Source organism: Actinokineospora diospyrosa (assembly GCF_024171925.1).
Classification (GTDB): Bacteria; Actinomycetota; Actinomycetes; order Mycobacteriales; family Pseudonocardiaceae; genus Actinokineospora; species Actinokineospora diospyrosa.
In genome coordinates this window covers 81221-107245 of sequence record NZ_JAMTCO010000013.1, presented here as the reverse complement: position 1 = coordinate 107245, position 26025 = coordinate 81221, and the positions used below count along the sequence as shown (strand labels likewise).

The 26025-nt window shown below is 69.3% G+C and carries 19 protein-coding genes and 2 pseudogenes; 13 read left to right on the top strand and 8 right to left on the bottom strand.

The genetic code is table 11. The features are described from left to right. Nucleotides 1-1494, bottom strand: coding sequence for an MFS transporter (locus tag LV75_RS25420; protein ID WP_253889529.1), 1494 nt, complete (start codon nt 1492-1494; stop codon nt 1-3). 57 nt (nt 1495-1551) lie between these two features. On the opposite strand from LV75_RS25420, the gene LV75_RS25415 reads away from it, so the two are divergent. The 9 genes and pseudogenes from LV75_RS25415 to LV75_RS25375 all read left to right on the top strand — a co-directional run bounded on the left by LV75_RS25415 (nt 1552) and on the right by LV75_RS25375 (nt 15028). Further along, nucleotides 1552-2424: a helix-turn-helix transcriptional regulator gene (locus LV75_RS25415; RefSeq protein ID WP_253889528.1), complete on the top strand. Its 873-nt coding sequence runs from the start codon at nt 1552-1554 to the stop codon at nt 2422-2424. 151 nt (nt 2425-2575) lie between these two features. After that, nucleotides 2576-4117, top strand: coding sequence for an MFS transporter (locus tag LV75_RS25410; protein WP_253889527.1), 1542 nt, complete (start codon nt 2576-2578; stop codon nt 4115-4117). Continuing rightward, nucleotides 4114-5670 (top strand): FAD-dependent monooxygenase, encoded by a 1557-nt coding sequence (locus LV75_RS25405; protein ID WP_253889526.1) that lies wholly within the window; start codon nt 4114-4116, stop codon nt 5668-5670. Before LV75_RS25410 ends, LV75_RS25405 begins: the two co-directional genes overlap by 4 nt. Before the next feature lie 5 nt (nt 5671-5675). Continuing rightward, entirely contained in the window at nt 5676-6698 is a 1023-nt protein-coding gene (locus LV75_RS25400) for a hypothetical protein (protein WP_253889525.1), read from the top strand. A 74-nt stretch (nt 6699-6772) separates the two neighbouring features. After that, a complete protein-coding gene (locus LV75_RS25395) occupies nt 6773-7162 on the top strand; it encodes a PPOX class F420-dependent oxidoreductase (protein ID WP_253889524.1) in 390 nt (129 codons plus the stop codon). A 365-nt stretch (nt 7163-7527) separates the two neighbouring features. Then, nucleotides 7528-8847, top strand: a pseudogene (locus LV75_RS25390) (DUF4407 domain-containing protein). Nucleotides 8848-8850: 3 nt separating this feature from the next. Next, nucleotides 8851-11253, top strand: coding sequence for a hypothetical protein (locus LV75_RS25385; protein ID WP_253889523.1), 2403 nt, complete (start codon nt 8851-8853; stop codon nt 11251-11253). Beyond that, complete coding sequence (locus LV75_RS25380; RefSeq protein WP_253889522.1) at nt 11250-14087, top strand: acetate and sugar kinases/Hsc70/actin family protein; 2838 nt, start codon at nt 11250-11252, stop codon at nt 14085-14087. Before LV75_RS25385 ends, LV75_RS25380 begins: the two co-directional genes overlap by 4 nt. A gap of 35 nt (nt 14088-14122) precedes the next feature. After that, a complete protein-coding gene (locus tag LV75_RS25375) occupies nt 14123-15028 on the top strand; it encodes a hypothetical protein (RefSeq protein ID WP_253889521.1) in 906 nt (301 codons plus the stop codon). A gap of 334 nt (nt 15029-15362) precedes the next feature. Here the strand turns inward: LV75_RS25375 and LV75_RS25370 are convergent, their stop codons facing one another. Continuing rightward, a complete protein-coding gene (locus tag LV75_RS25370) occupies nt 15363-15968 on the bottom strand; it encodes a TetR/AcrR family transcriptional regulator (protein ID WP_253889520.1) in 606 nt (201 codons plus the stop codon). A gap of 70 nt (nt 15969-16038) precedes the next feature. On the opposite strand from LV75_RS25370, the gene LV75_RS25365 reads away from it, so the two are divergent. The 4 genes from LV75_RS25365 (at nt 16039) to LV75_RS25350 (ending at nt 20355) form a co-directional block, all read left to right on the top strand. Further along, the gene (locus tag LV75_RS25365; protein ID WP_253889519.1) at nt 16039-17016 is read left to right on the top strand and encodes a quinone oxidoreductase family protein; all 978 of its coding nucleotides are present in this window, start codon (nt 16039-16041) and stop codon (nt 17014-17016) included. Nucleotides 17017-17387: 371 nt separating this feature from the next. Next, complete coding sequence (locus LV75_RS25360) at nt 17388-18236, top strand: FG-GAP-like repeat-containing protein (RefSeq protein ID WP_253889518.1); 849 nt, start codon at nt 17388-17390, stop codon at nt 18234-18236. 165 nt (nt 18237-18401) lie between these two features. Continuing rightward, nucleotides 18402-19319 (top strand): aminoglycoside phosphotransferase family protein, encoded by a 918-nt coding sequence (locus LV75_RS25355; protein ID WP_253889517.1) that lies wholly within the window; start codon nt 18402-18404, stop codon nt 19317-19319. Between the two features lie 247 nt (nt 19320-19566). Continuing rightward, nucleotides 19567-20355, top strand: coding sequence for a hypothetical protein (locus tag LV75_RS25350; protein ID WP_253889516.1), 789 nt, complete (start codon nt 19567-19569; stop codon nt 20353-20355). A gap of 297 nt (nt 20356-20652) precedes the next feature. On the opposite strand, the gene LV75_RS25345 is transcribed toward LV75_RS25350, so the two are convergent. From LV75_RS25345 to LV75_RS25325, 6 genes and pseudogenes are all read right to left on the bottom strand, one after another. After that, complete coding sequence (locus tag LV75_RS25345) at nt 20653-21267, bottom strand: LysE family translocator (RefSeq protein WP_253889515.1); 615 nt, start codon at nt 21265-21267, stop codon at nt 20653-20655. A gap of 3 nt (nt 21268-21270) precedes the next feature. Next, nucleotides 21271-22851 (bottom strand): B12-binding domain-containing radical SAM protein, encoded by a 1581-nt coding sequence (locus tag LV75_RS25340; RefSeq protein WP_253889514.1) that lies wholly within the window; start codon nt 22849-22851, stop codon nt 21271-21273. A gap of 112 nt (nt 22852-22963) precedes the next feature. Continuing rightward, a pseudogene (locus LV75_RS35915) lies at nt 22964-23113 on the bottom strand (TauD/TfdA family dioxygenase); the annotation flags it as partial. A gap of 46 nt (nt 23114-23159) precedes the next feature. Beyond that, a complete protein-coding gene (locus LV75_RS25335; protein WP_253889513.1) occupies nt 23160-23384 on the bottom strand; it encodes a hypothetical protein in 225 nt (74 codons plus the stop codon). A 218-nt stretch (nt 23385-23602) separates the two neighbouring features. After that, a complete protein-coding gene (locus tag LV75_RS25330) occupies nt 23603-25132 on the bottom strand; it encodes an alpha/beta hydrolase (protein ID WP_253889512.1) in 1530 nt (509 codons plus the stop codon). Nucleotides 25133-25381: 249 nt separating this feature from the next. Beyond that, nucleotides 25382-25957, bottom strand: a complete 576-nt coding sequence (locus LV75_RS25325; RefSeq protein ID WP_253889511.1) for a hypothetical protein — start codon at nt 25955-25957, stop codon at nt 25382-25384. Nucleotides 25958-26025 lie beyond the last annotated feature (68 nt).

The window sequence follows — 26025 nt, the reverse complement described above, 5'->3', positions numbered from 1 at the left end:
CTACCTGCCAACCGTGGCTTCGGACTCGGAGTCCGACGCCCTCGTGTCCGCGGGCACGGCGAGGACCACCGGCTCGGACTTGCGGCCCCGCAAGAACAACAGCGTGGTGAGCACGCCGAAGGCGATGACCGCCGCCGCGGTGAGCACGCCCGCCTGGATGCCGTCGAGGGTGGCGGTGAGCCGGGTCGCGTCGTCGGTGATCGAGGTGAGCCCGCCGGTGGCGATCGAGCTGAGCACCGGGATGCCCACGGTCAGGCCGACCAGCTGCGAGGTGGTGATCAGGCCCGAGGCCAGGCCCTGTTCCTCGTTGGGCAGACCCGAGGTCGCCACGATCGAGTAGGCGACGACGGCGACCATGTGGCCGAACCCGGCGATGCCGGTACCGACGAGCAGCAGCACCGTGCTGTCCGAAGAGGACAGCCAGAACAGGATGCCGGTGCCGATGCCCTGGACCACCAGACCGACCACGAGCGCGCCGCGGCCCTGCAGCGACTTGACCAGGCGCGGGGCGGCCGCGCCGCCGACGACCGCGGCCAACCCGAGCGAGGCGAACGACAGCCCGGTCTGCAGCGGGTTGAACGCCAGCACCCGCTGCATGTACAGCGTCATCAGGAACACGGTCGCCGTGATCATCGAGAAGGTGATGAGACCGCCGAGGTTGCCCCAGCCGACGGTCGGGCGGCGCAACACGTGCAACGGCGCCAACGGGGCCCTGGCCCGCTTCTCGATCGCCAGGAACGCCGCGAGCAGCAGCACCCCCACCACCAGGGCGACCAGCGTGGTCGGCGCCGCCCAGCCGTCCTTCTCGGCGCTGGCCACACCGAAGATGACCGCGAGCAGACCACCGGTGACGGTGATCGCGCCGGGCACGTCGAGCGAGGTGTCGCCCGCGTTGCGGCTCTCGCCGATCAGCAGCGGGGTCGCGACCAGCACGAGCGCGCCGAGCGGGACGTTGATCAGCATGGTCCAGCGCCAGTCCAGCGCCTCGCCGATGACGCCGCCGAGCACCACGCCGGAGGTGAAGCCCAGCGAGATGAGCGCGCCGTTGACGCCGAGCGCGCGGTCGCGCTGCGGCCCCTCGGGGAAGGAGGTGGTGATCAGGGCCATGCCGGAGGGCACGATCATCGCCGCGCCGAGGCCCTGGCCCGCGCGGGCGGCCAGCAGCATCCACGGCGAGGTGGCCAGGCCGCCGAGCAGGGAGGTGAGGGTGAACAGCGCGAGACCGGCCAGGAAGATCCGGCGGCGGCCCAGCAGGTCGCCGAGTCGGCCGAACAGCAGCAGGAACCCACCGCAGGGCAGGGCGAACGCGGTGACGACCCACTGCAGGTCCGAGACCGCGAAGCCGAGTTCCCCGCCGATGGTCGGCAGCACGACGCTGACGATCGAGAAGTCGAGGGCCACCATGAACTGGGCGGCGCAGAGCAGGACGAGGATGAGCCAGTACCGCGAGCCCGCGAGCTGCGCGGGGCTGTCGGTAGGCCGAACGGTTGCCATGGTGGCAGTCTCAGCGGGGACGCGCCGCCGTGGGGAGTTCGAACTTATAGTAGTGGTGTGGCCACTACCAGCCCGCCGGAGCTAGTCCGGCGCCGCGAGGCACTGCGGGACTTCCTGCGCAGCAGGCGCGCCCGGCTCTCCCCCGAGGACGTCGGCCTGCCCGGCGGCGGCCGCCGCCGCACCCCCGGCCTGCGCCGGGAGGAGGTCGCCGTGCTCGCGGGCGTGGGGGCGTCCTGGTACATGTGGCTCGAACAGGGCCGCGACATCCGGGTCTCGGAGAGCGTGATGGACGCCATCGCCGTCGCCCTGCGGATGAGCGAGCTCGAACGCGTGCACTTCTACCGGCTGGCCGGGATGAACCCGCCGCAGCCGGTCACCTCCGACGAGGCCGAGGTCTCCGCGGAGCTGCGCCGGGTGCTCGACACCTGGCTGCCCAACCCGGCCTACGTGCTCGACCGCTACTGGAACGTCCGCGCGGTCAACGACGCCGCCCGGGTGGTGCTCGGCCTGCGCGACGGCGACACGATGAACTGCCTCGTCGCGTACTTCACCGAACCGGCCTTCCGCAACCGCTACCGCTACTGGGCCGACTACGCCCCGCACGTGGTGTCCGAGTTCCGCGTCGACGCCGCCCGCTACCCGGACGACCCGGTGTTCGGCCCGCTCACCCAGCAGTTGTGCGAGGAGAGCCCGGAGTTCGCCGAGCTGTGGGCCAAGCACGACGTGCAGGACCACTCCGGCGGGGTCAAGGCGATCGAGCACCCCAGGGCGGGCTGCCTGATCTTCGAGCACACCACCCTGCGCCTCGCCGACCGCGCCGACCTGCGCCTGGTGCTGCAGACCCCGCAGGCGCACACCGACACCATGACCAAGCTCAAGGCCCTCCTCGAGCACGAGGCCAGGCGCGTCGCCCTGGTCGAGGCCGGGTAACCGAGCCGCTCGGTCCAGCTCCCGGATTACGCAGTCAACCCGCCCCTGGGCTTTCCAGCGGCATCCCACGCTGAGCAGTCCTTGAGTTCTGATTGAGCCCCCGTCGACAGGGTTGGGCGCGACGCACCCACCCGACGGAGGGCCACCCATCATGAGCACCGCATCCCCACCGGTCGCGCGGCCGGGGTTGACCTTGTTCGCCGTGTGCGCGGCCGTGCTGGTGCTACCCGCCTCGCTCACCGGTACCTCGGTAGCGCTGCCCAGCATCGCCGCCGACCTGCACGCCACCCTCGCCCCCACCCAGTGGGTGGTGAACGCCTACAACCTCACCTTCGCCACCTTCATGCTCGCGCTCGGCGCACTCGCCGACATCGTGGGCCGCAAGCGGATGTTCGGCACCGGCGTGGCCATCTTCGCGCTGACCTCGTTGGCGAGCACGTTCGCGGGCGACATCTACCTGCTCGACGCGCTGCGCGGCCTGTCCGGCATCGGCGCGGCCGCGGTGCTCACCGCGGGCAGCGCGATGATCGCCGACGTGTACCAGGGGGCCGCGCTCGGCCGGGCCTTCGGGATCTTCGGCACCGCCGCGGGCGCGGGCCTGGCGCTGGGGCCGAGCACCTCCGGCCTGCTCATCGGCGCGTTCGGGTGGCGCTCGGTCTTCTTCTCACACCTGCTGATCATGGTCGTCGTGCTGGCCGTGGTCCCGCTGCTGCGCGAGTCGCGCAACCCGGCCGCGTCCAAGGTCGACTGGCTGGGCACCGCCACCTTCACCGCGGGCCTGTTCGTGTTCACCCTCGCCATCGTCGAAGGCCCGCAGCGCGGCTGGCTCGACGTCCTGGTGCTGGTGCTGCTCGCGGCGGCCGTGCTGCTGCTGCGGCTGTTCGTCGGCGTGGAGCGGCGGCAGCGGCAACCGATGTTCGACCTGGCGCTGTTCCGCCAACCCCGGTTCGTCGCGCTGTGCCTGCTGCCGGTGGTCGCAGCGTTCGGGTTCGTCAGCCTCGCGGTCCTGCTCCCCCAGTACTTCATCGGCGTGGACGGGGTCACCAGCCAGGGCGCGGGTCTGCGGATGCTGCTGCTGACCGTGCCGGTGCTGGCGGTGCCGATGATCGGCGCCTGGCTGGCGGCCAAGCTGCTGGGCACCCGCACCGTGCTGGTGCTGAGCCTGCTGTGCATGGCCGTGGGCACCGCCTGGCTGGCCAGCGTGCTCGGCCCCGGCGTCGGCGTGGCCGCGATCGCCCTGCCGCTGCTGCTGGTCGGCGCGGGCATGGGCCTCAACGCGGGCATCCTCGACGGGGTCGCGATCAGCTCGGTCGAGCCGGAGCGCGCGGGCATGGCCGCGGGGATGTTCAACACCATGAGGTTGGCCGGTGAGGCCGTGGCCATCGCCATCATGGGCGCGCTGCTGGTCACCTTCACCCAGGCCCGACTGCGTGGCGGTCCTGCGGAGGCCACCTCCGAGCTGGCCAGCCAGGTCGTGCAGGGCGACCTCGGCGCGGCCGCGTCCCGGGTCGCCGACGCCGACCGCGCCGGGTTCGCGGGTTTCCTCGCCGACGGCTACACCGGTGCCTTCCAGACCACGCTGTGGCTCATCGCCGGGATCTGCGTCGTCGGCTCGGTCGTGATCGCCGTGCTGCTGCCCGGCCACAAGCCCGCGCCCGAGGTCGCGCCGGAGCCGGTGGGTGAGCCCGCGTGAACCGCCCGGTCCTGGTGGTCGGCGCGGGCCCGGTCGGTCTGGCAACGGCCACCGAGCTGCTGCGCCGCGGGGTGCCGGTCCGCTTGATCGACAAGGCCGACCAGCCCTCGCCGCTGACCAAGGCGCTCGGGGTGTGGCCGCGCACCGTGGAGATCCTCGACCGGCTCGGCGCCGACGGCGCGGCGGGCAGGCGGGGGCTGCGGGTCCGCTCGTTCCGCTACTACTCCTCAGCGCGGCAGGTGGCCCGGATCCGGTTCCCCGACCGGACCGCGCCGCTGATCCTGCCCCAGCCCGAGGTGGAGGACATCCTCGCCGACTGCCTCACCCGGGCGGGCGGCGCGGTGGAGCGGGGCACCGAGCTGCTCGACCTGGTCCAGCACGACGACCACGTCACCGTCCGGCTGCGCGAGAGCCGCGGTGGCGAGCAGGTCGAGGAGTTCTCCCGGGTGGTCGGCTGCGACGGGGCGAGCAGCACCGTGCGGTCGCTGGCGGGCATCGGCTTCGAGGGCGCCACCTACCCGCACACCTTCGTGGTGGCCGACACCCGGCTCGACGGGCCGCTCACCCACGACGACAACCACTACTTCTGTTCCCCACGAGGGGTTCTGGTGATCGCCGGGCTGCCCACCGGGCAGTTCCGGGTGTTCACCTCCGCCCCGCCCGAGCTGACCCGCGCGGGCACCGACCTGGACGTGGTGCAGCGGCTGGTCGACGAACGCGGCCCCGGCGGGCTGCGGCTGCACGACGCTTCCTGGATCAGCGCGTTCAACGTGCACGCCAGGCACGCCGACCGGCCGATGGTCGGACGGGTGCTGCTTGCTGGCGACGCCGCGCACATCCACAGTCCGGCGGGTGGGCAGGGCCTCAACACCGGCGTGTACGACGCCTACAACCTCGCCTGGAAACTGGCCCTGGTCGAGCAGGGGCGCGCGCGGGAGGACCTGCTGCACAGCTACGCCGAGGAGCGCGGTCAGGCCGCCAAGGACGTGGTCCGCCAAGCGCACGCGCAGACCAAGGCGTGGATGCTGACCAAGCCGCACCAGGTCGCCCTCCGCGACCTCGCCTTGCGCGTCGCCTCGGCCACTCGAGTCGCGCACTTGTCCTATGTGCCAACTCTTGCCGGGTTGCGCGCCAGATACTTCTCGATCCACAGTGGACAGGAACGGGGTGGGTTCACCCCCGGCGCCCTGGTGGGTGACCACCTCGTCTGGGACGTGCGCACCAGCAGGCGCACACCGTTGCGCGCCGCCCTGTCCGACCTGCGGCACACGCTGCTGCTGTGCGACGTGACCGACCACTCGTCGGTGGTCGAGCAGTTCGAAGCGGACACCGGGCTCGACGTCCGGGTCCTCGACACCGCCGCGGGCAGCCTCGGCCTCCCCGGCGCCGGGCTGCCCCTGCACCGCAGGCCCAAGGGCAGCCCGTTCGCGGTGCTCGTGCGGCCCGACCAGCACGTCGCGGTGTGCGCCCCGGTGACCGACCTCGGTCCGGTCCGCGCCGAACTGCGCCGCGTGCTCCGCCCAGTCCTGCCCACCCACCCCGCTGAAAGGTGACGCAGTTGACCCGCCGAACCCGTACTGTCGTTCTGGCCGCCGCACTCGCCGCCGCTTGCCTCGGTACCGCCGTTCCTGCTTCCGCCGCCATCCCTGCTTCCGTTTCGTGGCACCACGGACTGCCCGCACACCTGGTGGGACGCGCCGCCTCGCTACACCCGGAGGGCGTCACCTGGGATCCGACCCGGCAGGCGTTCCTGGTCAGTTCAGCCAGGCACGGCACCGTGTCGGTGGTCCGGCGCGACGGCGGCACCCGGGTCCTGGTGGACGACCCGGCGATCATCTCCAGCTACGGTGTGCACGTCGACGCCGCCCGCGGCCGGATCCTGGTCGCCTACGCCGACCTCGGCGTGGCCACCCGCTCCACCGCCGAGACCACCCTCAAGGTCGGCGGTGTCGGCGTGTTCGACCTGGCCACCGGCCGCAGGCTCTTCGTCGTCGACCTCACCCGCCTCGAACCCACCCGCGCCGCGTTCGCCGTCAACGACCTCACCTTCGGCCCCGACGGCACCATCTACGCCGCCGACGTGTTCAGCGACGCCGTCTACCGGATCACCCCGCGCGGCCAGGCCTCGGTCCTGGTCCGCGACCCGGCGCTGACCGACGGCAACGGCGTCGGCGTCAACGGCATCGTCTACCACCCGAGCGGGAACCTGTTGGGGGTCAACACCGGCGACGGTCGACTGATCCGGATCTCCTTGCGCACCAAGAAGGTCAGCACTGTTGTCACACCTGGCCGTTTGGTCGGCGGGGACGGTCTGGCCGTTCGTCGGGATGGGACCGTCGTGGCGGTGACGAACTCGCTGGGCAGTCCAAACGGGACGGACGCGGTGCGGGTACTCGCCTCCGCGGACGGCTGGCGCACCGCCCGCGAACAGTGGACCAACCCCGCCTGGCCGGTCCGCGGCCCCTCCACCGTCGCGGTCACCCCGCACGGCGACTACGTCCTCAGCGGCCGCCTGGAACTGCTGTTCGGCCCCGACCACACCACCGCCGACGACTTCGTCCTGCGCCGCGCCACCCCCTGACCGCCCCGATCCCGGCCAGTACGGCACCCTTGGCCCTCGACGCCCGCTGCCAGCCCACGAGGAGACCCCAGCGCATGTCCCTGATCCCGGACAGCCACCTCGACCTGCTAGACCGCCCCCTGTTCGCCCACCTGGCCACCATCCGCCCCGACGGTGTCCCCCAGGTCAACCCCATGTGGTTCCACTGGGACGGCGAATTCGTGCGGTTCACCAACACCACCACGCGGTACAAATACCGCAACGTCACCACCAACCCAGTCGTGGCCTTCTCGGTCAACGACCCCGACCAGCCTTACCGCTACTTGGAAATCCGCGGCACCGTAGAGCGAATCGACAAAGACGCCGACGCGGAGTTCTTCCTGGAACTGGCCAAGCGCTACAGCCTCCCCATGGACGGCCCTCCCGAAGACGCCCCGGACCGCGTCATCTACGTGATCCGCCCGATCGCCGTGAGCAGGCAGTAAAACCCCACCCCACCCCGCCCACCGCCCTCACGGCGGTGGGCGGATTTCATTTGATGTGCCTGTTTCGGTCGCATTGACGAGGTAGTGCGCGGCCAGTAGCAGTCGCGGTAGCTGGTCCACAGGCAACTCAGTACCACTCCGGTAAGTGCCCATCTACCATGTGATCGTTCTTGGTCAACGATGACGGCCATGTCGACTCGCGTCGAACGTTCATGTTCGCCGAGCACCGGAAGCGTCAGAACCGCGACAAAAAGATGACTCACGGTCCAGGGTTCGCGGGAATCGGCTAAACCGACAGGTGAAGGGAACAGGCCGAGCGTTGTCGCCGATGGTTGGTCTGCAGACGATCGACCAGAGGAACGGACGTGGCAGAGGGCGAACAGGAGCAGGGCAAAGATCAGGGCCAACCGCAGAAGTCAGGCGGTGCGGTTGAGCGGCTACTGCTCCGGGTAGCGACAGCGGACAGCGAGTTGCTGCCCACTCGCGTGGAGCGGACGCGGATGGCTGTGCTCGGCGTGTTCGTGTTGGTCATCGCGGGCATGGGCGGCTTATCGCTGTGCCTGTACCTGACAATGATCAATGGGTTGTTCCACTGGTGGTATCTGGGTGCCGCGGCGGGATGGGCTTTCATCGTGCTCACCGTGGACCGATCGATCCTGGCCGAGCCTTCCTATGGGGACCTCCGGCCGGTGGAGCGGCGGGCAGACCACATCGCGTCGCTCGGGGACCAGTCGTTGTGGCCGCCGAGCCTGGCCGCCGAGCCGTAGCCGTCGCGGACTTGGCGGTGGCCCAGTCCGTTCAAGGCCATCCTGTACCTGTCACGGGTCGGTATGGCAGTGGCGGTGGCGTACCTGATCAGCGAGGCCTTGGTGTTGCAGGTCTTCGCGCCCGAGATCGACGCCAAGCTCGCCGTCAACGAGCAGACCGACTACAACGCGGGGTTGTCGGTGCTGGTGGAGAAGCGCAAGAAGGGGATCGACGGCGAGATCAAGAACCGGGATGACCGCATCGCCCAGGCCAACACGGAACTCGACCGCGTGCGGGGGCTGATGGACCAGGCCCGCGCGAACTACCAGTGCGAGGCTGACGGCACGTGCGGCACCCACCAGCAAGGCCCCGGGCCACAGACATCGGCCGAGTGGCAAGCGTTGCAAACCGCCACAGCCAACTACAACAACAACGCCGCGGCGAACTCCGCACTCATCGACACGCTCAACAAAGAGAAGGCAGCTCTCGTCGAGGAGCAGAAGAACCTCGACACCGGTGGATCGACGGAGCGGGCCGCGATCGAGGCGTCGACAGACGGTCTGGCGGTCCACCAGACCTCCCACCCGGCACGCGGCTGGCTGCTGCGCGAGGAGGCCTTTCGCCAGTTCCAGTCCGACAACGAGCACAACGGGACAGTCCAGACGATCCCGTGGGTCATCCGGGGACTGCTGTTGCTCATCGACCTCCTCCCGATCTCGGTCAAGCTGCTCAACAGCCACACCCTCTACGGGCGGCGGGTGCGTGAGCAGGCGGAACTGGAGCGCTACCTGGCCCGCGCCCAGCACACCGAACGGCTGGCTGAGGCGGAGAAAACCATGATGCTCGACGCCTTCATCAGCTCGGTGGAGCACAGCATCGCTTTCGAGAAGCAGAAACGCTTCCACGAAACGCGCACTGACAACGTGCAGAGGAGATGAGTCGTGGACCACGTGGTTGAGATCGCCAGGTTGCGGGCGAAGGCAGTGGCCGTTGGCGAAGAACTCATCCGGCTGGAGCCGCCCGCAGACCTGCAAGACCTGGTGCGCACCGCATGGCAGCGCCAGCGCGACCTGCACCTCGTGGCGCACCGCGATCCCACCGCCGCACTGGCGGGTGGTGTCACCGCGGGCAAGTCGCTACTGGCGTCCCTCCTGGTGGACGTGCCGGGTCTGTTGTTCAGCACGAACGCGCCCGCGACCGGGAACCCCACACGGATCCGCTTGGCAAGGGGTTCCGGGCCGACCAGTGTCACCCGCAGGCGGGTGACACTACTGACGGCCGAGGCGGTCGCCGAGTTGGTCGAGCACATCCTGGCAGGCATCATCGCCGAGGCCAGGAGGATGAACGGTGGCCGGGACACCGGCTCCTACGACGTCCGCGGTCTCCTCGGCTGCCGCCCGGTCGACCCGACCGACGTGCAGCGGTCGGACTGGTCAGCGGTGACGGCGTTCTTCGAGCCGCGCTGGAACACAGACGCGCTGGACCCCAGCCTCAAGGAGTGGGGCGTCGAACTGTTCGCCATCCGCGACGCGCTGCGGGTAGCCGGGCACCTTTTGCCCACCAACCCGGGCACAGGAGCAGAGGAGCTCGACGCCGAGACGATGGTCGCGGCTCTGGAGATCGGCGACCAGCGGATGGCGGGTGCGGGGTTCTCCCGCCATCGGAGCATGCAGCCGTTGCTGCCCGACCAACTGGCCACGGTGACAGGGCTGCGAGCGGTCTTCCCGCTGATCCACGAGGTGATTGTCGACGTGGCCGTGGACCCGGCGGTGTGCGCGGGCTGGGCGTTGCCGATGGCGCTCATCGACCTGCCCGGAACGACCGCCAATAGTCGTCGCGACCAGTACCTCACCCTCAGCGAGCTGCGTACGACCACCGTGCTCGCCGTGGTGATGAACGCCGCCGAGCCCGCGAACAAGGAGCTCGGCGAGTTGGTGCGCGCGCTCACCGAAGGCAGGCATGGCGCCCCGGCCGACCTGGTCGACTCGATCGTGGTGCTGGCGAACAAGGCCGACCGGCTCAACCCACCCGGGTACGCGGTGGGCTCGGTGTCGGACCTGGTCGCCTCCTCGGAGGACCTGCGCACGCTCAACGACGAGGTCGGCAAGCTCACCCGAGGCCGACCCGAGCAGGTTGCGCTGGTGTCCGCGCTCGCCGTGGCACTCACGGCCGGGCACCAGCCGCAGGGCGCTCGGCATGAGGACGCCGCGGCCGCGAGGGAGCAGGTGCGCCGCTGGGGGCGGATCGTCAACGGGTTGGTCCAGGACCATCCGATGGCCGCGGCCCTGGCCGCCATCGGCGACGACGGCGGTCTCGGCCGAGTCCGCGAGTTGGTCGTCGGGCAGACCACCGGCCCGGGCCTGGGCATCCTGGTCCGCTTGGCACAGGCGCACGAGGCCGAACTGGACGCTGTGCTGGTCCGCCTGCGCAGGAGCTCGCCGCGCACGGCGGCCAACGAGCACGAGCGGTCACGGTTGGTGTCGCTCGTGGCGGACCTCCGCGTCGCCCAACGGGTGTACTCGGCCGAAGCAGACCGCGTGCCCGCGCTGTCCACACTGCCGCACGGTTCATCCACTGTGGACGCCGAGCTGGTCGACCTGGTCGTCGCGGAGGTCGACGGCTGGCCGTTGTGGCCCGCGACCCTCAGCACGGCCTGGGACTTCGGTGTCGGTAGGAGCAGACCACCCAGGGGCCCCGGGCGGCGGCCGGGTCGCCCGGGCAAGTCAGGGCGCCCGCGGGCGGACCGCGCCGAGAACCACGGCGTGGTCACGACGACCGAGATCCTCGCCAGCTACACCGAGAGCCGGTCGGTGGTGCGGTACCGGGCGGATGCGTTGCTGGTCGAGGCAGTGCGGGAGTGGGCGTCGCGGTTGCACGGCAGACCCGAGGTCGCCGCGGTCGTCGCCAGGTTGTCCTCCCCCGACCGCGAACTGCTGGCTGACCGGTTGCCCCTCGGTATCGGCCACGACGCGGCCGATAACTGCCTGGAACTGCTCACCGAACTGGTCGACCTCGAACTCGCCACCGAGTTCGCCAAGCACCACGCCGACACGGCGGCGCCCCACACCGGAGACCCCTTGGAGGGGGGCAGGGCGCTGCCGTGGGACCCGACGCGAGAGAAGCGGTCCGGGACCATCACCGACCTCGCCGACCTCGTCACCGCCGAGCGGTTGCGCCGGGACCTGTCCGCCGCACTGGTCCACGAGGTGCGGTTGAGGTCGCGATACGTCCTCAACGAGGTATTCGACAACCTCGCCGAGTTCGCCAGAGAACTCAACGACATCCTGCCCACCCACCGGGAGATCGACCGCATGGTCAACCCGCCGGAAGGAGCCGAGGCATGACCGCCGCGACGGAAAGCGAGTCCAGGGCCGCGATGCGCCCGCCTGCCGACCCGAACGCGCACCGGGTCGAGGTGCTGTCGGTGGACATCGGCACCTGGTCCTCGGTCAGCACGCTGTGGGACGGCAGCGTTGTGCCGGACAATCCGGGCGCCGAGACCGAGCGCGCGCTGGCCGCCTGCGTGCTCACCCTGCTCAGTCTCCCCGAAGTCCAAAGCGACGGCCCCAACCTGGTCAACCACGTCAACGACGCGCTGGCCAGGGACCAGGACGGCCCCGTTCTGGGGGAACTGACCGAGGTGGCGGAGCGGATCAAGGCCACAGCGGGCACCGATGGCGAGTCCTCGCGGCTGTTGCGTGCTGTGATCTGGGCCTTCGACCAGTGGTTGGCCAGCGTCGACGACGACGGGGTCCGCACCCGGGTCGGCAGTAAGCGGTTCGCGTTGTACAACGAGGCATTCGACGAGTTGCCGCTGCGTGCGCAGAACCTGTGGCCGCTGCCGATCGGGTCCGAGCACGAGGTGCTGGAAACCTCCAGCGTGTTGTCAGTGGTCAAAGACGACTTCGCCCGGTCGACGTTGCTCAATGACGCCACGTTGGCCTCGAACAGCACCGGTCTGCTGTTCCGGCAGATCAAGTCCAAGCTCGCTGAGGTCGTCGAGGAGCCCGCGCTGTCGACCGTGGCCAACGTGCCCGCCGGGTGGAAGCCGGACACCGAGTTGCTGTTGGGCAAGACGCTCGCCGACATCGTGCGGCGGGTGGAGCAGGGCGTGCTCGACTCGGGGGCCGTCGCAGACCTCACCCGGATCAAGAGCGCACGGCTCGGCCGCGCGGTGCTGACCTACCCCACCACACTGGCCCCACAGGCGAGGCGGCGGATGCACCGCCTCGCGGTGGACGCGCTCGGTCTGCCCGAAAACGACGTCTACGTGCACTGGGACGAGGCGGTGGCGGCGGCGCTGTACTTCATGCTGCGCGAGTTCGGCGGCTACCGGGAGGCGGGCATCGACACCTTCCGCCACCGGGCGCACCTGATCGGGGACCCGGTGAACCCGACGTGGCAGCGGGTATCCCTGCTGGTCGACATCGGCGGCGGTACGACCGACATCGCCCTGCTGGCCATGAACTTGAGGCAGCAGGCGTCCCACCAGCGCGCGACGCGGACACCGACCGGGGCCGACCTGAGCGGACGAGCGTTCGAACTGCGGCCCGTCGTACTCGGCACGACCGGCCACCCCCAACTCGGCGGCAACCTGCTCACCCTGCGGATGTTCTACTGGCTCAAGGCAGCCATCGCCGACGCGGTGCGCGGCGGAGAGGGTGAGTCCCTGGCCGAGCGGGTATTGGCGAACAAGTCACCGGACCCGGTGCCCAAGGACGTCCGGCTGCGTTTGCGCAGCGAGGTGCCCACCGACGGCGACGGACCCACCCCGCTGTTCCTGGCCCTGTGGGCGGCGATGGAGAACGCCAAGCGCGCGCCCGAGGACGATGTGTACCAGTGGCGGATGGTCGAGGTGTTCCCCAAGCGCCTGCCGACCGGGACCACCTGGGTGAGCAAGCTCGCTGGGGTGGTGGACCAGATCGCGCTGACCCGCGAGGACTACGCCCGCCTGTGCAGGCCAGTCGTGGAAGCGGCGGTGCGGCTGGGCGGCTACCTGGTGCGGCGCACCCTCGGCGGCAAGGACGTCCCACTCGACGTGGTGGCCCTGTCCGGCCGCACCACCGGAGTCCCCGGAGCCGAGGACCTGGTCCGTGATGTGCTGCGGCGGGAACTGGCGCACGGCACCGCACCGGTCGGCTGGCCCGCGGAGGAGATCGTCGTTGAGCGCGACCGGGCCAAGCAGGCCGCCTCGATCGGGGCGGCTTGGGCGGGCGCGACCGCGGTCGCCACCGGCGACAGCGCTGCCGAATTGGGCCGTGACCGCCTGCGGATCGAGGTGTCCGGCCTGCTCGGCACGTTGCCGATGGACCTCGGACTCGTTGGAACGGAAGGCAAAGCGCCGGTCTTGCTGCGCGCGGGGACACCTTTCGACATGGTCGACTCGATAGGTCGGTGGTCGAAAGGCCCTTTCACCCGCTCATCGTGGCGGCGCTACAACGGCGGTAGATTGGTCAACCTGCACCGCAAGTTGTCCGAGGCCGTTCCCACCGGCATGGACTCGATCCAGTGGGGCAAGTTCAACCTGCCCCCCGAGTCCGCCAGTCCGCCGGACCTGTGGTTCCAGGTGCAGGTCGAACAGGACCTCACCCCGAGCGTGCTGCTGTGCCGGGGATCGGTGACCAGCCCCCGGCCCCGGTTGTACACCGACGCGGGGCACGACGAGGCATCGGTCCAAGCGCTGGTGATCACCAGTGTCTCGGCGGGAGTCGTGCCTCGAGTGGCGGTCCGGGCGGTGGGTGGCGGGCACACCGAGCCGGTGCTGTTGTTCGGCGGCGGCCCCGCGAGCGAGGTCCTGCACTGCGACGTGCTATCCGATACCAGGCGCCACGGCGCGCGACCGGGAGAGGTGTGGACGACGGCGGCCATTTCGGAGAACGCGCTGCCGCGCGTCGAGCCGGGCGGCGCCTACCAGTTCACTGTGGACGGTGTCGACTCGGGCACGCCGATCGTCCCGCCGACCTTCGCACCCGGCAGCGGCCCCTCAGCCGAGACGCCCCGCTGGGCGGTGTTGACCGGTGGGGGTTCCTTGCGCGTGCACGCCAGTTACCCCTCCTACCTGCCCGCCGAATCCCTGGAACAGGCGCTGGCCAGGCCCGGCATGGTGTACCAGGCGCCAATGGTCGACGGCTTCCCGGACCGCATCCCCGAGTGGGACCCCTTCACCGGAGACCACTGATGAGCGAGGACGGGTATCCAGCCGCCCTGGTGGGCGTGGCGGCCCGCTTGGTGCGCGCGCTGCACGAGGCCGCCTCCATCGTGAGCGACGCGCTGGGCGTGGCGGCTGACGAGCTTGAGGCCATACAAACGTCGACCAGGTCGGGCCAGGACGAGGACTTGGACGACCAGGCCGACGACCCGATGGCCGAACTGTGGAAAGACGTCGCCGCGCAACGGCCTGAGTTCGGCACGCTCACCCCTGACCCGGGGGAGATCCCAGACCTGCTCCTCGCCGCGCGCGAACGCGTCGGGCCCGACCTCGCCAACCGGATCGACGCCGCGCTGCCGGACGTAGAACTGCCCGAGTCCCCGTTCCCACCGAACAGTTCGGCCCCTGACACCTTGCGAACCGCCGCTGACGGCTTGTGGCGGATCCTCACCATGGGTCATGGCCTGGCAATCGGCTACCACAACCTCTCAGTGAGACCACCGGAGGACGAGGACACGGCAAGGTTCGTTGACGAGGTCTCCTCGTGTCTCGGCAAGTTGGAGCTCAACGAGTTCGCCAGCACCAAGGATGCCCTGATGACCTGCATCACGCTCGACAGCCAGCTGCGCAGCTTCGCCCCGGCGCTGCTCACCACGCAGGAGCAATGGCGTCCGCTGGCGCCCGCTCCGGACAGCCGTTGGTCAGCCCTGTTAGACTCCTTCCTGGCCGCTGTCAACGACTACGGGCAGACGTTGAGCCCTCCGTTCAGCATGGGCGCGCCTCCGATCGGCACCAAAAGCCGCGAGGCGCAGCGCGAACACCACCTGGAGTTGAACGAATGCGTACGCATCGACGGTAAAGAGGACAACAACGACGTCGTGTTGTGGCCCGTGTGGTGTTGGGGCGCCATCGCCTCCAAGACAAAGCGGGTGGATCAACCCGCTCGGGTCGTGCTGGGGCCCTGGTCCTGAACCCGGCCACCAAGAGCGCTGACTCGCACGTCTTCACCGCGGGTCGGGACGCGCCGGGATTGGCGTGTCCCGGGGCGGGGTCAGGCCGAAGAGGTCTGTTCCTTCTGCTGGGCGTTGACGGACGCGCGGGTCGCGGCCTCGCGGAGGGCGGACGCAAGCTGGCCTTCGGCGGGGTGACTGGCCCCGAACCGCTGACTTGTGACGTGCGGGTTCGCCGCCGCGGAGACTTCGAGGTGGCACCTCTTCCGGACCTGCTGCAAGCTCGCCATTGCCGGGCTGAAACGAGTTGCGAGCGGGTGTTGGGCTGAGCGCGCTGCTGACTGCCCGAGAGGCCTCAGGTCGGCGGGGCCGCCAGCAGCGCGTCGGTCATGGCCAGCAGGCCTGCTCGGACCTCGTCCATCGTCATGTCGCCGCCGTCGACGAGCATGTCCACGAACTCGGCGCGCGGGGTGGTCAGGACGGCGTGGGTGAGGAAGCGGGCGTCCAGGTCCGGGCGGGCCTCGGCCACCACCGGGGTCATCGCCGCGTGCCAGGCCAGGTATCGCGCGGTGCTCTTGGCGTTGGCGTGCCCGCCCTCCAGCGCCCGCAGCAGCGGGCGGCCGGACACCACGATCACGTCGAACAGCTCGCCCATGAAGTCGCGGACGCGGTCGGCGGGTGGGCGGTCCGGGGTGCTCAGCCGGTCCAGCGCGCCCGGTTGCCACTGCTCGGTCAGCTGGTCGAACAGCGCCGCGATCAGGCCGTGGCGGTCGCCGAAGTGGCGGAACGGGGTCCCCTTGCCCACGCCCGCCTCAGCCGCGATGTCCTGCATGGACACGTGGTCGACGCCGTTGGCGCAGATCAGCCGGTGCGCCGCGGCCAGGACCGCCTTCCTGTTGTGGATCGAGTCCCGGCGCTCGGCACGACGCCTGACCCCGGGCTGGACACCTTCCACCGTCATGGAAGTAGTGTAGGCAGCCTAAGTTGACCGGCGGTCCGAAACAGCTGGCTGGTGAGAGGGACGGTGGGGGATGAAGGCGATCCGGTTCCACGAGCAGGGTGGGCCCGAGGTACTCAAGCTCGAAGAGGTACCCGACCCGACGCCGGGGACGGGTGAGGTGCTGGTGCGCGTCTCAGCGGCGGGCATCAGCTACGCCGAGGTGCAGATGCGCTCCGGCGCCATGGGTGCGCACCCGTGGTTCCCCGCGCCGCCGCTGCCGTTCACGCCGGGCTTCGAGGTCGCGGGCACGGTCGCCGCGGTCGGCGCGGACGTGGACGCGTCGCTGGTCGGAACGCGTGTGGTCGGCGGGATCGCGGGCGGCGGGTACGCCGAGCTCGCGGTGCTGCCTGCCGCGGCGGCACTACCGGTGCCGGACGCACTGGACGACCACGAGGCGCTGGCGCTGTTCGGCCAGGGCACGACCGCGGTCGGCGTGACCGAGACGGGCGCGCCGCAGGCGGGCGAGGTCGTCCTGGTGCTGGCCGCGGCGGGTGGCGTCGGTGGCCTGCTGGTGCAGCTGGCCAAGCGGGCGGGCGCGACGGTCGTGGCCGCGGCCCGCGGTGAGCAGAAGCTCGCCCTGACCAAGCAGCTCGGAGCCGACCTCGCGGTGGACTACACCGAGACGGGCTGGGCGGAGAAGGTGCAGGCCGAGGTCGGCCAGGTGCATCTGCTGTTCGACCCGGTCGGCGGCGAGATCAGCCAGGCCGCGTTCGGGCTGCTGGCGATCGGCGTCGGCCGCGCGGTGGTGTTCGGCTCGGCCAGCGCGCAGCTGCCCGCCGTCACCCCGGTCGACTTCCTCGCCCGAGGTCTGCGGGTGTCCGGCTTCGGGCCACGGGTGTTCGTCGAACCGGCCTACGGCGCCCGGCTACGCGCCGAGGCGTTCCGCCTGGGCGTCGAGGGCGCGCTGAAGCCGGTCGTGGGCGAGGTGCTGCCGCTGTCGTCAGCCGCTGCGGCCCACGAACTGTTCGAGAAACGCGGCACCACCGGCAAGATCGTGCTGGTGCCATGATCACCCGTAAGGCGTCTGGAGGTACCTGACGCCCGCGCAGGCCGCCACTCGCCCGAATCCTTGCTGTCCCTTGTGGGCATCCGAAACGCAGACCGCGAATCGACCGCGTTGCCCGGGGTTAACCAGCCGCTGTTCCCCGTTGCTACGCCGTAGGTTCCCGAGTCGTTGAGCAAGCCGCCGCAGTGCGGATTCGTTGAGAGTGGTCGCGAACTGGCCGGGACCATTTGATCGTGCGATGTGCGAGCTTTGCCGTGCGGGCGGGGGCCGGTCGGAGTCACTGTGGGTGAAAGGGTGAACACGCAGGATGCCTGCGGCGATCAACCGGGTGGGCGGGCTGCGACAGCGTGTGCCTGACCGACGAGGGGAGTTCCATGCGCAAGTCACGGATGGCGGTCTTGGGCGCCATCGTCGCGGTGGTGGTGGCGGGGTTGGTGCCTGCCACGGCTGCCGCCGAGCCGAATCTGCGCGCATTCCGGGGAGACGTCAACGGTGACCGGATCGCCGATCGGGTCACCCCCGGTGTCGAGCCGGGTGGGCCGGGCAAGACGCCTTGCGTCTTCGGCATCGAGCTAGGTAAGCCCGACGGGACCCTTGGGGCATCACGCGACTACACGTTCGACTCGCCGCGCACATCAGCGCCGTACTGCCCCGACATGGGTGTTGTGGGCGACTTGCGCCGCGACGGCAAACCCGACCTGATCACCACCGGTTTCCAGTGGTCCGAGGGCGGTCTCCTGACGCTGCGCCTGGTGCGCGACAAGCTCAAGGTCACCGGCCTCCAACCGGGCCTGCCCTTCCCCAACACCCTCCGCTCAGCCGACTTCAACGCCGACGGCTACCCGGACGTGTGGTCCTCCAGCAAGCAGGTCAGGGAGATCCGCTCGTACAACAGCACCTCCGACGGCAGCTTCGTGCCCGGCCCCATCTCCGGCTGCTCCTCGGACCCGGTCCCCCAGCACGTCATCGCCGACTTCGACGGAGACGGCGGCGACGACATCCTGATGTCCCGACGCTGCGAGTTCCTCTACTGGGTCCCGGAAATCCAGTTCGGCAGCGGCAAAGCCCCAGTCGCCTTCGCAGGCGGCTTCCAGGCGTACCAGGTGTTCAGCATCGACATCGAGGACGACGGACACCCGGACGTCGGCGTGATCTCCGATACGCCCCAACTACGAGTGCAGTACTTCAGAAACGACGGCGCAGGCAACTTCACGTGGGGTTAAGTCGTACCCCCCAGCCGGATCCTCGGTGCGGTCGCATTTCTCCGAGCGCCGGGGATTCGGCCTATCAGGTCGCAGTTCATCGAGGTCTGGCAAGCTGGGGTTGGTCACGCGGCAGCCCGTCATCCGGGTGACCGGCACGCACCCCGACTAGGACAGCGAGTTCTCTTGGACGAGACCCCGGATCTCGGGCCGTTGCCCAAACGCATCTCTGTTGAGGTGGAGCAGGTCGAGCGGCTCGTCGCTGATCAGTTCCCCCAGTGGGGTTCGCTCCCGATCGCGCCGGTGGCGAAGAGCGGGTGGGACAACGTGACCTTCCACCTCGGCGACTCGATGCTGGTTCGCTTGCCCAGCGCGCGCGAGTACGCCCTGGCCGTCGACAAGGAGCACGAGTGGCTCCCGGTGCTGGCCCCGTCCCTCCCCCGCCCGATCCCCGTACCGCTCGCCAAGGGCACGCCAGGAGCCGCTTACCCGTTCTCCTGGTCGGTCTACGAGTGGATCGAGGGCAGGCCTGCGAGCTTCGAGGCAGTGGCCGACCAGATCGGGCTCGCGCGGGATCTGGCCGACTTCATCCTTGCTTTGCAGGGCATCGATGCCTCTGTGGGGCCGCAACCGGGGATCCACAACTGGTTCCGCGGCGCGACACTGCTCACCTACGACGCCTCCGCGCGCGACGCACTGGCCACCCTGCGCGGGCACGTCGATGTCGAGCTGGTTCAGGAGATCTGGAAGAGCGCACTGGACTCGCGCTGGGACGGCGTCGACGTCTGGTTCCACGGCGACCTGGCGGAGGGCAACCTGTTGCTCGACAACGGCGCACTCCACGCCGTCATCGACTTCGGCACCTGCGGTGTCGGGGACCCAGCGTGCGACCTGGCGATCGCCTGGACTCTGCTGACCGCTGAGAGCCGCGTGGTCTTCCGAGAACGGTTGGGCATCAACGACGCGCTGTGGTCGCGAGGCCGAGGTTGGGCGTTGTGGAAAACGCTGGTGTACTGCGCCAACAGTGTGAACGAGTCCGACGCCGCAGCCGTGAACTCCCGGCGGGTGCTCGATGAGATCTTGGCCGAATACAACGCGCGTTGACCGATCGCCGAGTCCCTCGGAAGGGCTATGTCTCGCTCGCGCCAAACCACACCCGGTTGGCAAAGCTGTGACAAACCCCCTCGTGTCGAGTGGGCCCCTGGATCGAGCACCGATACGATCTGGACGTGCTCGTCGGCCAGATGCCCCGCCCTCCGGACACATTGTTGACAGGCCAGGTCAAGCATGGCCGAACGGCTCTGGTTGGTGCTATAGCTTCTTGTGCCACGTCGTGCAGCCGGAGGTTCGGATGTCAGAGATACCAGGCCTGCCAACGGAGAACGATGACGGAGACGCCACCTATCTCGCGGAGACGCTGAGGCACGAGCGTATTGACCTGCTGCTGGACGACTCGCAGGCGCTCGACATGGTGCGGACGACCATACGGCGGGCACTGTGGGCCGCGGGCGTGCTGGTCTTCTCCTTCTTGGTCCTCGCGGTGCTGCCTCGATCGGCCCTGGGCATGTCCGAGTTGGTGTTCGTGGCGGTCGTGGCGCTGGTTGTCCTGCTGGTTCGCTGGAACATCTTCCGGCGGTCCACGCACAACGAGCCGATCAGCGAGTGGTCGACGTTGCTGGTGGGCAAGGCCGCGGCCGCGGACTCGGTGTACAGCCACATCGCCGGGCGGTTGCGGGACCGGGAGATGCCGATCCAGAGCAACACCGCCAGCAGGATGACAGCGACGCGCGTGATGGGAAACCGCCTGGTCCTCGTGGACGGCTACCACCACGTGTACGTGTCCGTGTTCGCCTACGGCACGAGCCTCTACCTGGGGTGGAGCATGTGGCGGATCCGCACGGGCGCCGATCTACTGCACGAATACCGGGTGCAGTCACGCGGCGACCGGATGGACCAGGTCGGCCGGGTGCTGAACCTGGATCGGCTCAAGGCAATGCGCGAGGCCGTGCACTCGGTCTGCCGGGAGGCCCTGCACACCGCGGTGGCGGACATCCGGATCGCCGAGGACTACGGCTTTCCAACTGGGATGCCCAAGCTCGAGAGCCTGCCCACCAGCGTGATACCCGTGCCACTCCGATGAACCGCAGCCGCTCCGGTCGTCTGTCAGACTCCTCCGGGAAATGCACGATGCCGACCTCGTCCCTCGGCCGCGTCGGCCAGTTCGGCCACAGCCGAGAACCAATGGCCACGCACGTGGGAGTTGACGAACGAGCTGTCCGCGAACTCAGCCGAGGCTGCCAACTGGGTGACCACCGCACGGGCGGATAGCTGCTGGCCGTTCTGTACATCGATGATCACTGCGGCGTTGCCGCCGGTTGGCGCGCGTGCTCGTGAACCCTCGGAGCTAGCTGTCGTCGTGGGTAGTCCGGTGGTTACCTCAGAGGACGGTCAGCAGCGTGATGGCGCCGAGGACGGCGAGCATCAGCGAGCTCGTCAGGTCCAGGGTTCTGGTCACCCTCGGCTTGCGCAGCCACAGAACCGCCCGCGCGGCGCCCACGGCGACCACCACCAGCCAGATGACCGCCACGACACCGTCGATCACCCCGAGCAACATGATCATGTGGAAGCCCACCGCGTGCGCGGGCAGGAACTGTGGGACGACCGCGAGGAAGAACAGGCCTACCTTGGGGTTGAGGGCACAGGAGAACAGGCCGGACCGCAGGGCGGGGCCTACCTTGGGCGCTGCCGACTCAGCGACCGGACCGGTGGGCTGGCGGGACCGGAAACCCACCAGCCCCAGGTAAAGCAGGTAGAGCCCGCCCGCAACCTTCACGGTGACAAAGGCCGACGCCGAGTTCTGCAGGAACGCGCTCAGCCCGAGCGCGACCGCAGCAGCCCAAGCCACCGAGCCCAAGCCGGAGCCGATAGCAGCGGCCACACCGGGGCGGACTCCGGAGAGGCTGTAGCGCAACACCAGGAACGTGTCCGGGCCCGGGGTGATGGCCAGGAGCAGGCAGAGTCCGGCGAAACCGAGCAGGGCGGTGGTGGTCACCGGTCAGCCGCCGATCGTCAGGCCCAGGCTCTTGCCGTGGTCGCGGACCTCGGCGCGGGCGGCGGCGAGGTCGGCCAAGGTGAGGCCGGGCATGACTGATTCCACGTAGTCGGCCATGGCGGCCTCTCGGTCGATGATGTCCTTGTGGCGCCACTTCGCTGCGCGTTGTTCGTGGGTTCGCTGATCCGGCATAGGAAGACCCAGAACCGCGGCGCGGGTGCGCGCCTTGTCCGGGTCTAGCAGCATGGTGAAGTCGAGCGAGCCCGGTTCCGGGGACAGGACCTCGACGTCAAGGGAGGCGATGCTGCCGGCACCGGATTCCAGCAGGGATTTCATGGAGTCGACGTTCTCCCGCATCAGTGCGGGGTCCATGCCGAGGTGGCCGATGACGAAGCCCACCTTGAGTAGGAGTCCGGCATTCTTCGCCGCTTGCATGGCGCGCACGTTGTGGTCGAACATCTTCTCTGCTCGGAACGCCGAGTTCAGCTCGCGGGCGGGGGCCAGTGGCTTCTTCATGGCGTGCAATGAGATCGCGGTGCCCGCATCGAGGCCGACCATGAGTTGGCGGACGCCCAGGGCGCGCAAGGTGGTGGCGTGGCGTTCGTCGGATAGGCCGTCGGCGCGGGCGTAGCCGACCATCACCGGGCGGTCGTCCTCGCTCAGCGCGGTCCACCACGGTGGGGGTGAGGCCACCATTTCCCGTAGCAGTCTGCCGAAGGTGAGCGGCAGTTCGTCGGCGGTCAGGTATAGGTAGTCGTACCCGGCGGCATGCGCGGCGCGGATCACCGCCCACCCGGCCTCAGCGGAGGCGACGGAGTTGCGCCACATGCCGCCGAACTGGATCGAGCAGAACGAGCAGGCGTCGTTGCGGGCGAACTTGATGCAGCCGCGGCCGATCTCGACCGGCATGCCCGCGTGTACCCGGCGACCGGTCAGGCGCTCGAAGGTGGGTACGACCCGGCCGTCGAAGTTGCCGCGGTAGCGGGCGCTGTGGTCGAAGGCCGCGTCGATCAGCGCGTAGTCGAGGTCGGTGTGGATCGGTTCCTCGCGCTGCGGGCGAGTGACCACTGTGGACCCGTCGAACCAGGCCAGGCCGGGGTGATCCCCGTCGCGCACGTCACCGTGCGTGCTCAAGGTGGCGATGAAGTCGACGAAACCGCCGATGATCTCGTTGCCGATGAAGGCGTAGTCGACCACGCCGCGCCGCGTCGAGAGGCACTCGTGGGTGAGGGCGGTGACGTGGTCGTTGCCCAGGACGGTGACGATCCGGTCGTTGACCCGTTTCGCGGCGGCGCACAGGTCGATGCCCGCCTCGTAGGTCGCGGTCAGGGCGCTGACGCACAGGGCGAGCACGTCGCCCGCGTTGTCCTCGAGGTAGCGCAGGACCTCGGGCCACGGCATCACCGTGCCGTCGAGGTAGACCGGTTCGACGCCGGGCACCGCGCGCAGTGCGGACACCAGCGTGAGCAGTCCGAGGTTCGGGAAGTCCGACCAGTCCGTGTGTTCCTCCGGCCTGGTGACCGTGCACGAGGCGCCGTCGATGACGGTGTTGGAGTTGGGCGGGCTGACGACGAGCACCTGCATGCGGCTCTCCCCAGTCGGGTGGCGGTTCAACTGCTCGTGGCCCCGGGCGCGCCGTCGACGGCCGCGAGGGTGACCTGGCCGCGCAGGAACCCGGGGCGTCGGCCAAGTCGCGCCTGCGGTGCAGGGTGCGCCGGTTGTCGATCACCACCAGGTCTTCAGCTGTCCACCGGTGCTCGTAAAGGTAGCGGGCGTTCGACAAGTGCGCGCGTAGGTTGGTGAAGAACCACCCAGATTCCCCCGACGACGCACTCAGCGCACGCATGTCCCAGCTCGCCAGCACCTCGTCGGCCTCGAATGGCGGGCGACGTTCAGCGACTTGACCCGGCGGTAGTCGCGCAAGGTAGGGATCGGGTACCAGCCCTGGGGACGCTGGTGAAGTAGCCGCGCTCGGACGCGACGTACTGGAGGTGGCCGCGGTCGAGCACCACGCGGAGGTCCTCGGGCAGTTCGGCCCACGTGATGACCTGGTCGCACACCACGGTGGCACCATCGGCGGCGAACAGCACGATCAGGTCGACCTGGGTGCCCGGCAAAACGCCGTCGGCGTGCAGCGGAAGACCGCCGGGCCGGTGATCACCTCGTCGCGGCGCCGTCCAGGTACGGGATGTCGGTGAACCCGTACCCGGACGGCGTCGTGGTTTCAAGAGACCTTGTCGCCGAGTTAGGAGACGAACTCGCGGAACAGGTCCTCGGTGAACAACCGCCCTTTAAGGCAAGCACTGGCGCTCGAACAGTCGGGAGTCCACTATGGTCACCATCCTGCCAGGGCGGGGCGCAATGCCTTCGCCGACGGCGGGGGGATCTCGGGGGATTCGGCTGGGGCGCAGTGGGTGTTGTTGGGTGGGGTGTGGAGGGTGATGAGGTAGCGGTCGGCGGCGGCGCGGATGCAGTTGGTGCGGATGTAGCTGGCGTGGCCCCAGCCCTCGTAGGTGAGCAGGACGGTGGTGCCCCGGGTCTGGCGGTGCAGGGACTTGGCCCAGTCGTAGCCGGTGGAGGGGTCGTGCAGGTTGTTGAGCATGAGGATCTTGGGGGCGTTGCTGAGGTTCAGGCGGCGCTGGGGGTTGGTGGCGTCGGGCAGGCCCACGCAGCCGTGCAGGACGTCGTGGCCTAGGAAGGCCCGGGACATGTGCGGGGAGAGTTCGCGGGCGCGGCGCAGCAGTCCGGTGTATTCGGTGAAGGTGCGCGGCCTGATCTGCCAGTCCTGGCAGAAGATGGGCAGGAAGGGGAACGGGGTCGCGTCATCTGCCGAGAGGGCGCGGGTCCGCGCGGAGGAGGGCTCGGAGAGGGCAAGCAGCCAGTGGGACAACTGGGTCCAACTGGGATCGTAGAAGGACCACAGCGCGTAGTCGACGATCTCGCTCGTGGACACCACGCGGGCGGGGTCAGCCGGGTCGGTGATCTCGCCGCGGTCGGCGCGGGAAAGCAGGTTGTCCCAGAGGGCACCGACGTCACGACCATGCAGCGCGCAGGCCGGGTTGGTGTCGCAGAAGCGGACGAACTCGGCGAAGGAGTCCTCAGCGGCGATCGCGGTGCCGTCGGTGAACTTCCGCGGGTCGGTGCTGCTGTGGTCGAGGTTGGAGTCGATGACCATCGCGCGCAGGTTGCGGCCGTAGCGCTCGGCGTATTGCTGGCCGACCAGCGTGCCGTAGGACAGGCCGTAGTAGTTGATCTTTTGCTCGCCGAGCGCCCGCCGGATCGCGTCGAGGTCCTCGACCACCGCCAGCGAGTCGGCGTGGTCGGCGACGGGTCCGCTGCGCGCCCGGCAGTCGGCGGCGAGTTCGCGGTTGTACCTGGCGAGCGCGTCGAACCCGGCCCGCGTGGTGGGGTAGGTCGACGGCCTGCGCGCGATCAGGTCGGCGGAGCAGACGATCGGCGCGCTACGCCCGACACCCCGCGGATCGAACCCGACGATGTCGAACCGGTCCTGGATGTCCTGGCTGAACCACCCGGGCGCGGCATAGGCGAACTCGACCCCGGACGGCCCCGGCCCGCCGGGGTGGATCACCAGCGCACCCACCCGCTTGCGCGGATCGGCCGCCTTGCGCCGGGCGAGCGCGAGGTCGATCTTCTCCCCGCGCGGCTTCGACCAGTCGACCGGGACCTGCAAGGTGGCGCAGTCGACCTCGGGCAGTTCCGCGCACGGCCGCCAGTCCAGCCGAGGCCCTGCGCCGTGTGCCGCCTCCAACACCGGTTCTTGCGCAGCCGACGCCCCCGATGTCAACCCGACCACGAGCGCGATCACTGCGGCCACCCCAACGAACACCCGGGACTTCGCTCGCACCGGTCTCCTCCTGCGTTCCCTGCACCGCACCAAAGTTCGTGAGCAGTGTTCAGGAAGGTCGATCAGTACACAAGAGACCTAAGGGACGATCGCAATGTCGCTGCGTTGTGGAGTAACTAGATCGCGGAGTATCTCCATTGTGGAACCTATGCTTTGAGGCGCGCGTCGTCACGCAAGCTGATAGTCCCTTCGTGACACAGCGGGCCACACGACGTCCACCTCGAACACGCACTCGATGCGATGGTGTTCTCAGTCGGATCCGTCGCCGTAGAGTTTGCGCATTTCCTCGTATTCGCTGACGCGGTTGCGCATGTAGGTCATGAGGTCTGGGGCCAGGCGGTTCAGTTCTGAGCGCCAACCCTCGTAGAGCAGAGGGAGGGTGATCTCCAGGGAGATCATGTTCGCGTACCACTCCGCGTCCACACTGAGCATCCGCCACAGCACCAGCAGGCAACGCCGAATGAGGTCGTCGCCATCAGGGCTACCGAGGGCGGGAACGATGAGGTCGTAGCGAAGGTGTCGGACGACCTCACCATCTGAGATCACACCCAAGAACTTGCCGTGCTCAATCGCCCAGTCGAGTTCCTTCTTGGCTTCCTCAGCCACGAACGGGCGGGCTTCGGGGATCAGCATCCACACCAGGTCACACAGCGGGGTCAGACTCCAGTTCATCCGCCCAGTGGACAACTGCTTGGTCAAGCGCTCGGCGACCACATCCGGCGCGTACACCCACCCGAGTGGCGAGTTGCGGGGCACCCGCATCGCACCGTGCGGCATCATGATGTCCACCCACCGGTCATCATCATCAGACTCGGGCTCGCTCAAAACCCCTCCACGCTCGAATGTCACCTGGCCCCATCAGCCCCACATCTTGCCTGGGGTCTGCGAAGACA

What these genes read in the sequence shown, in the direction of transcription:
- LV75_RS25420 (WP_253889529.1), bottom strand. Translation starts at nt 1,494, where the DNA reads ATGGCAACCGTTCGGCCTACCGACAGCCCCGCGCAGCTCGCGGGCTCG.
- LV75_RS25410 (WP_253889527.1), top strand. Translation starts at nt 2,576, where the DNA reads ATGAGCACCGCATCCCCACCGGTCGCGCGGCCGGGGTTGACCTTGTTC.
- LV75_RS25395 (WP_253889524.1), top strand. Translation starts at nt 6,773, where the DNA reads ATGTCCCTGATCCCGGACAGCCACCTCGACCTGCTAGACCGCCCCCTG.
- LV75_RS25380 (WP_253889522.1), top strand. Translation starts at nt 11,250, where the DNA reads ATGACCGCCGCGACGGAAAGCGAGTCCAGGGCCGCGATGCGCCCGCCT.
- LV75_RS25370 (WP_253889520.1), bottom strand. Translation starts at nt 15,968, where the DNA reads ATGACGGTGGAAGGTGTCCAGCCCGGGGTCAGGCGTCGTGCCGAGCGC.
- LV75_RS25365 (WP_253889519.1), top strand. Translation starts at nt 16,039, where the DNA reads ATGAAGGCGATCCGGTTCCACGAGCAGGGTGGGCCCGAGGTACTCAAG.
- LV75_RS25360 (WP_253889518.1), top strand. Translation starts at nt 17,388, where the DNA reads ATGCGCAAGTCACGGATGGCGGTCTTGGGCGCCATCGTCGCGGTGGTG.
- LV75_RS25350 (WP_253889516.1), top strand. Translation starts at nt 19,567, where the DNA reads ATGTCAGAGATACCAGGCCTGCCAACGGAGAACGATGACGGAGACGCC.
- LV75_RS25340 (WP_253889514.1), bottom strand. Translation starts at nt 22,851, where the DNA reads ATGCAGGTGCTCGTCGTCAGCCCGCCCAACTCCAACACCGTCATCGAC.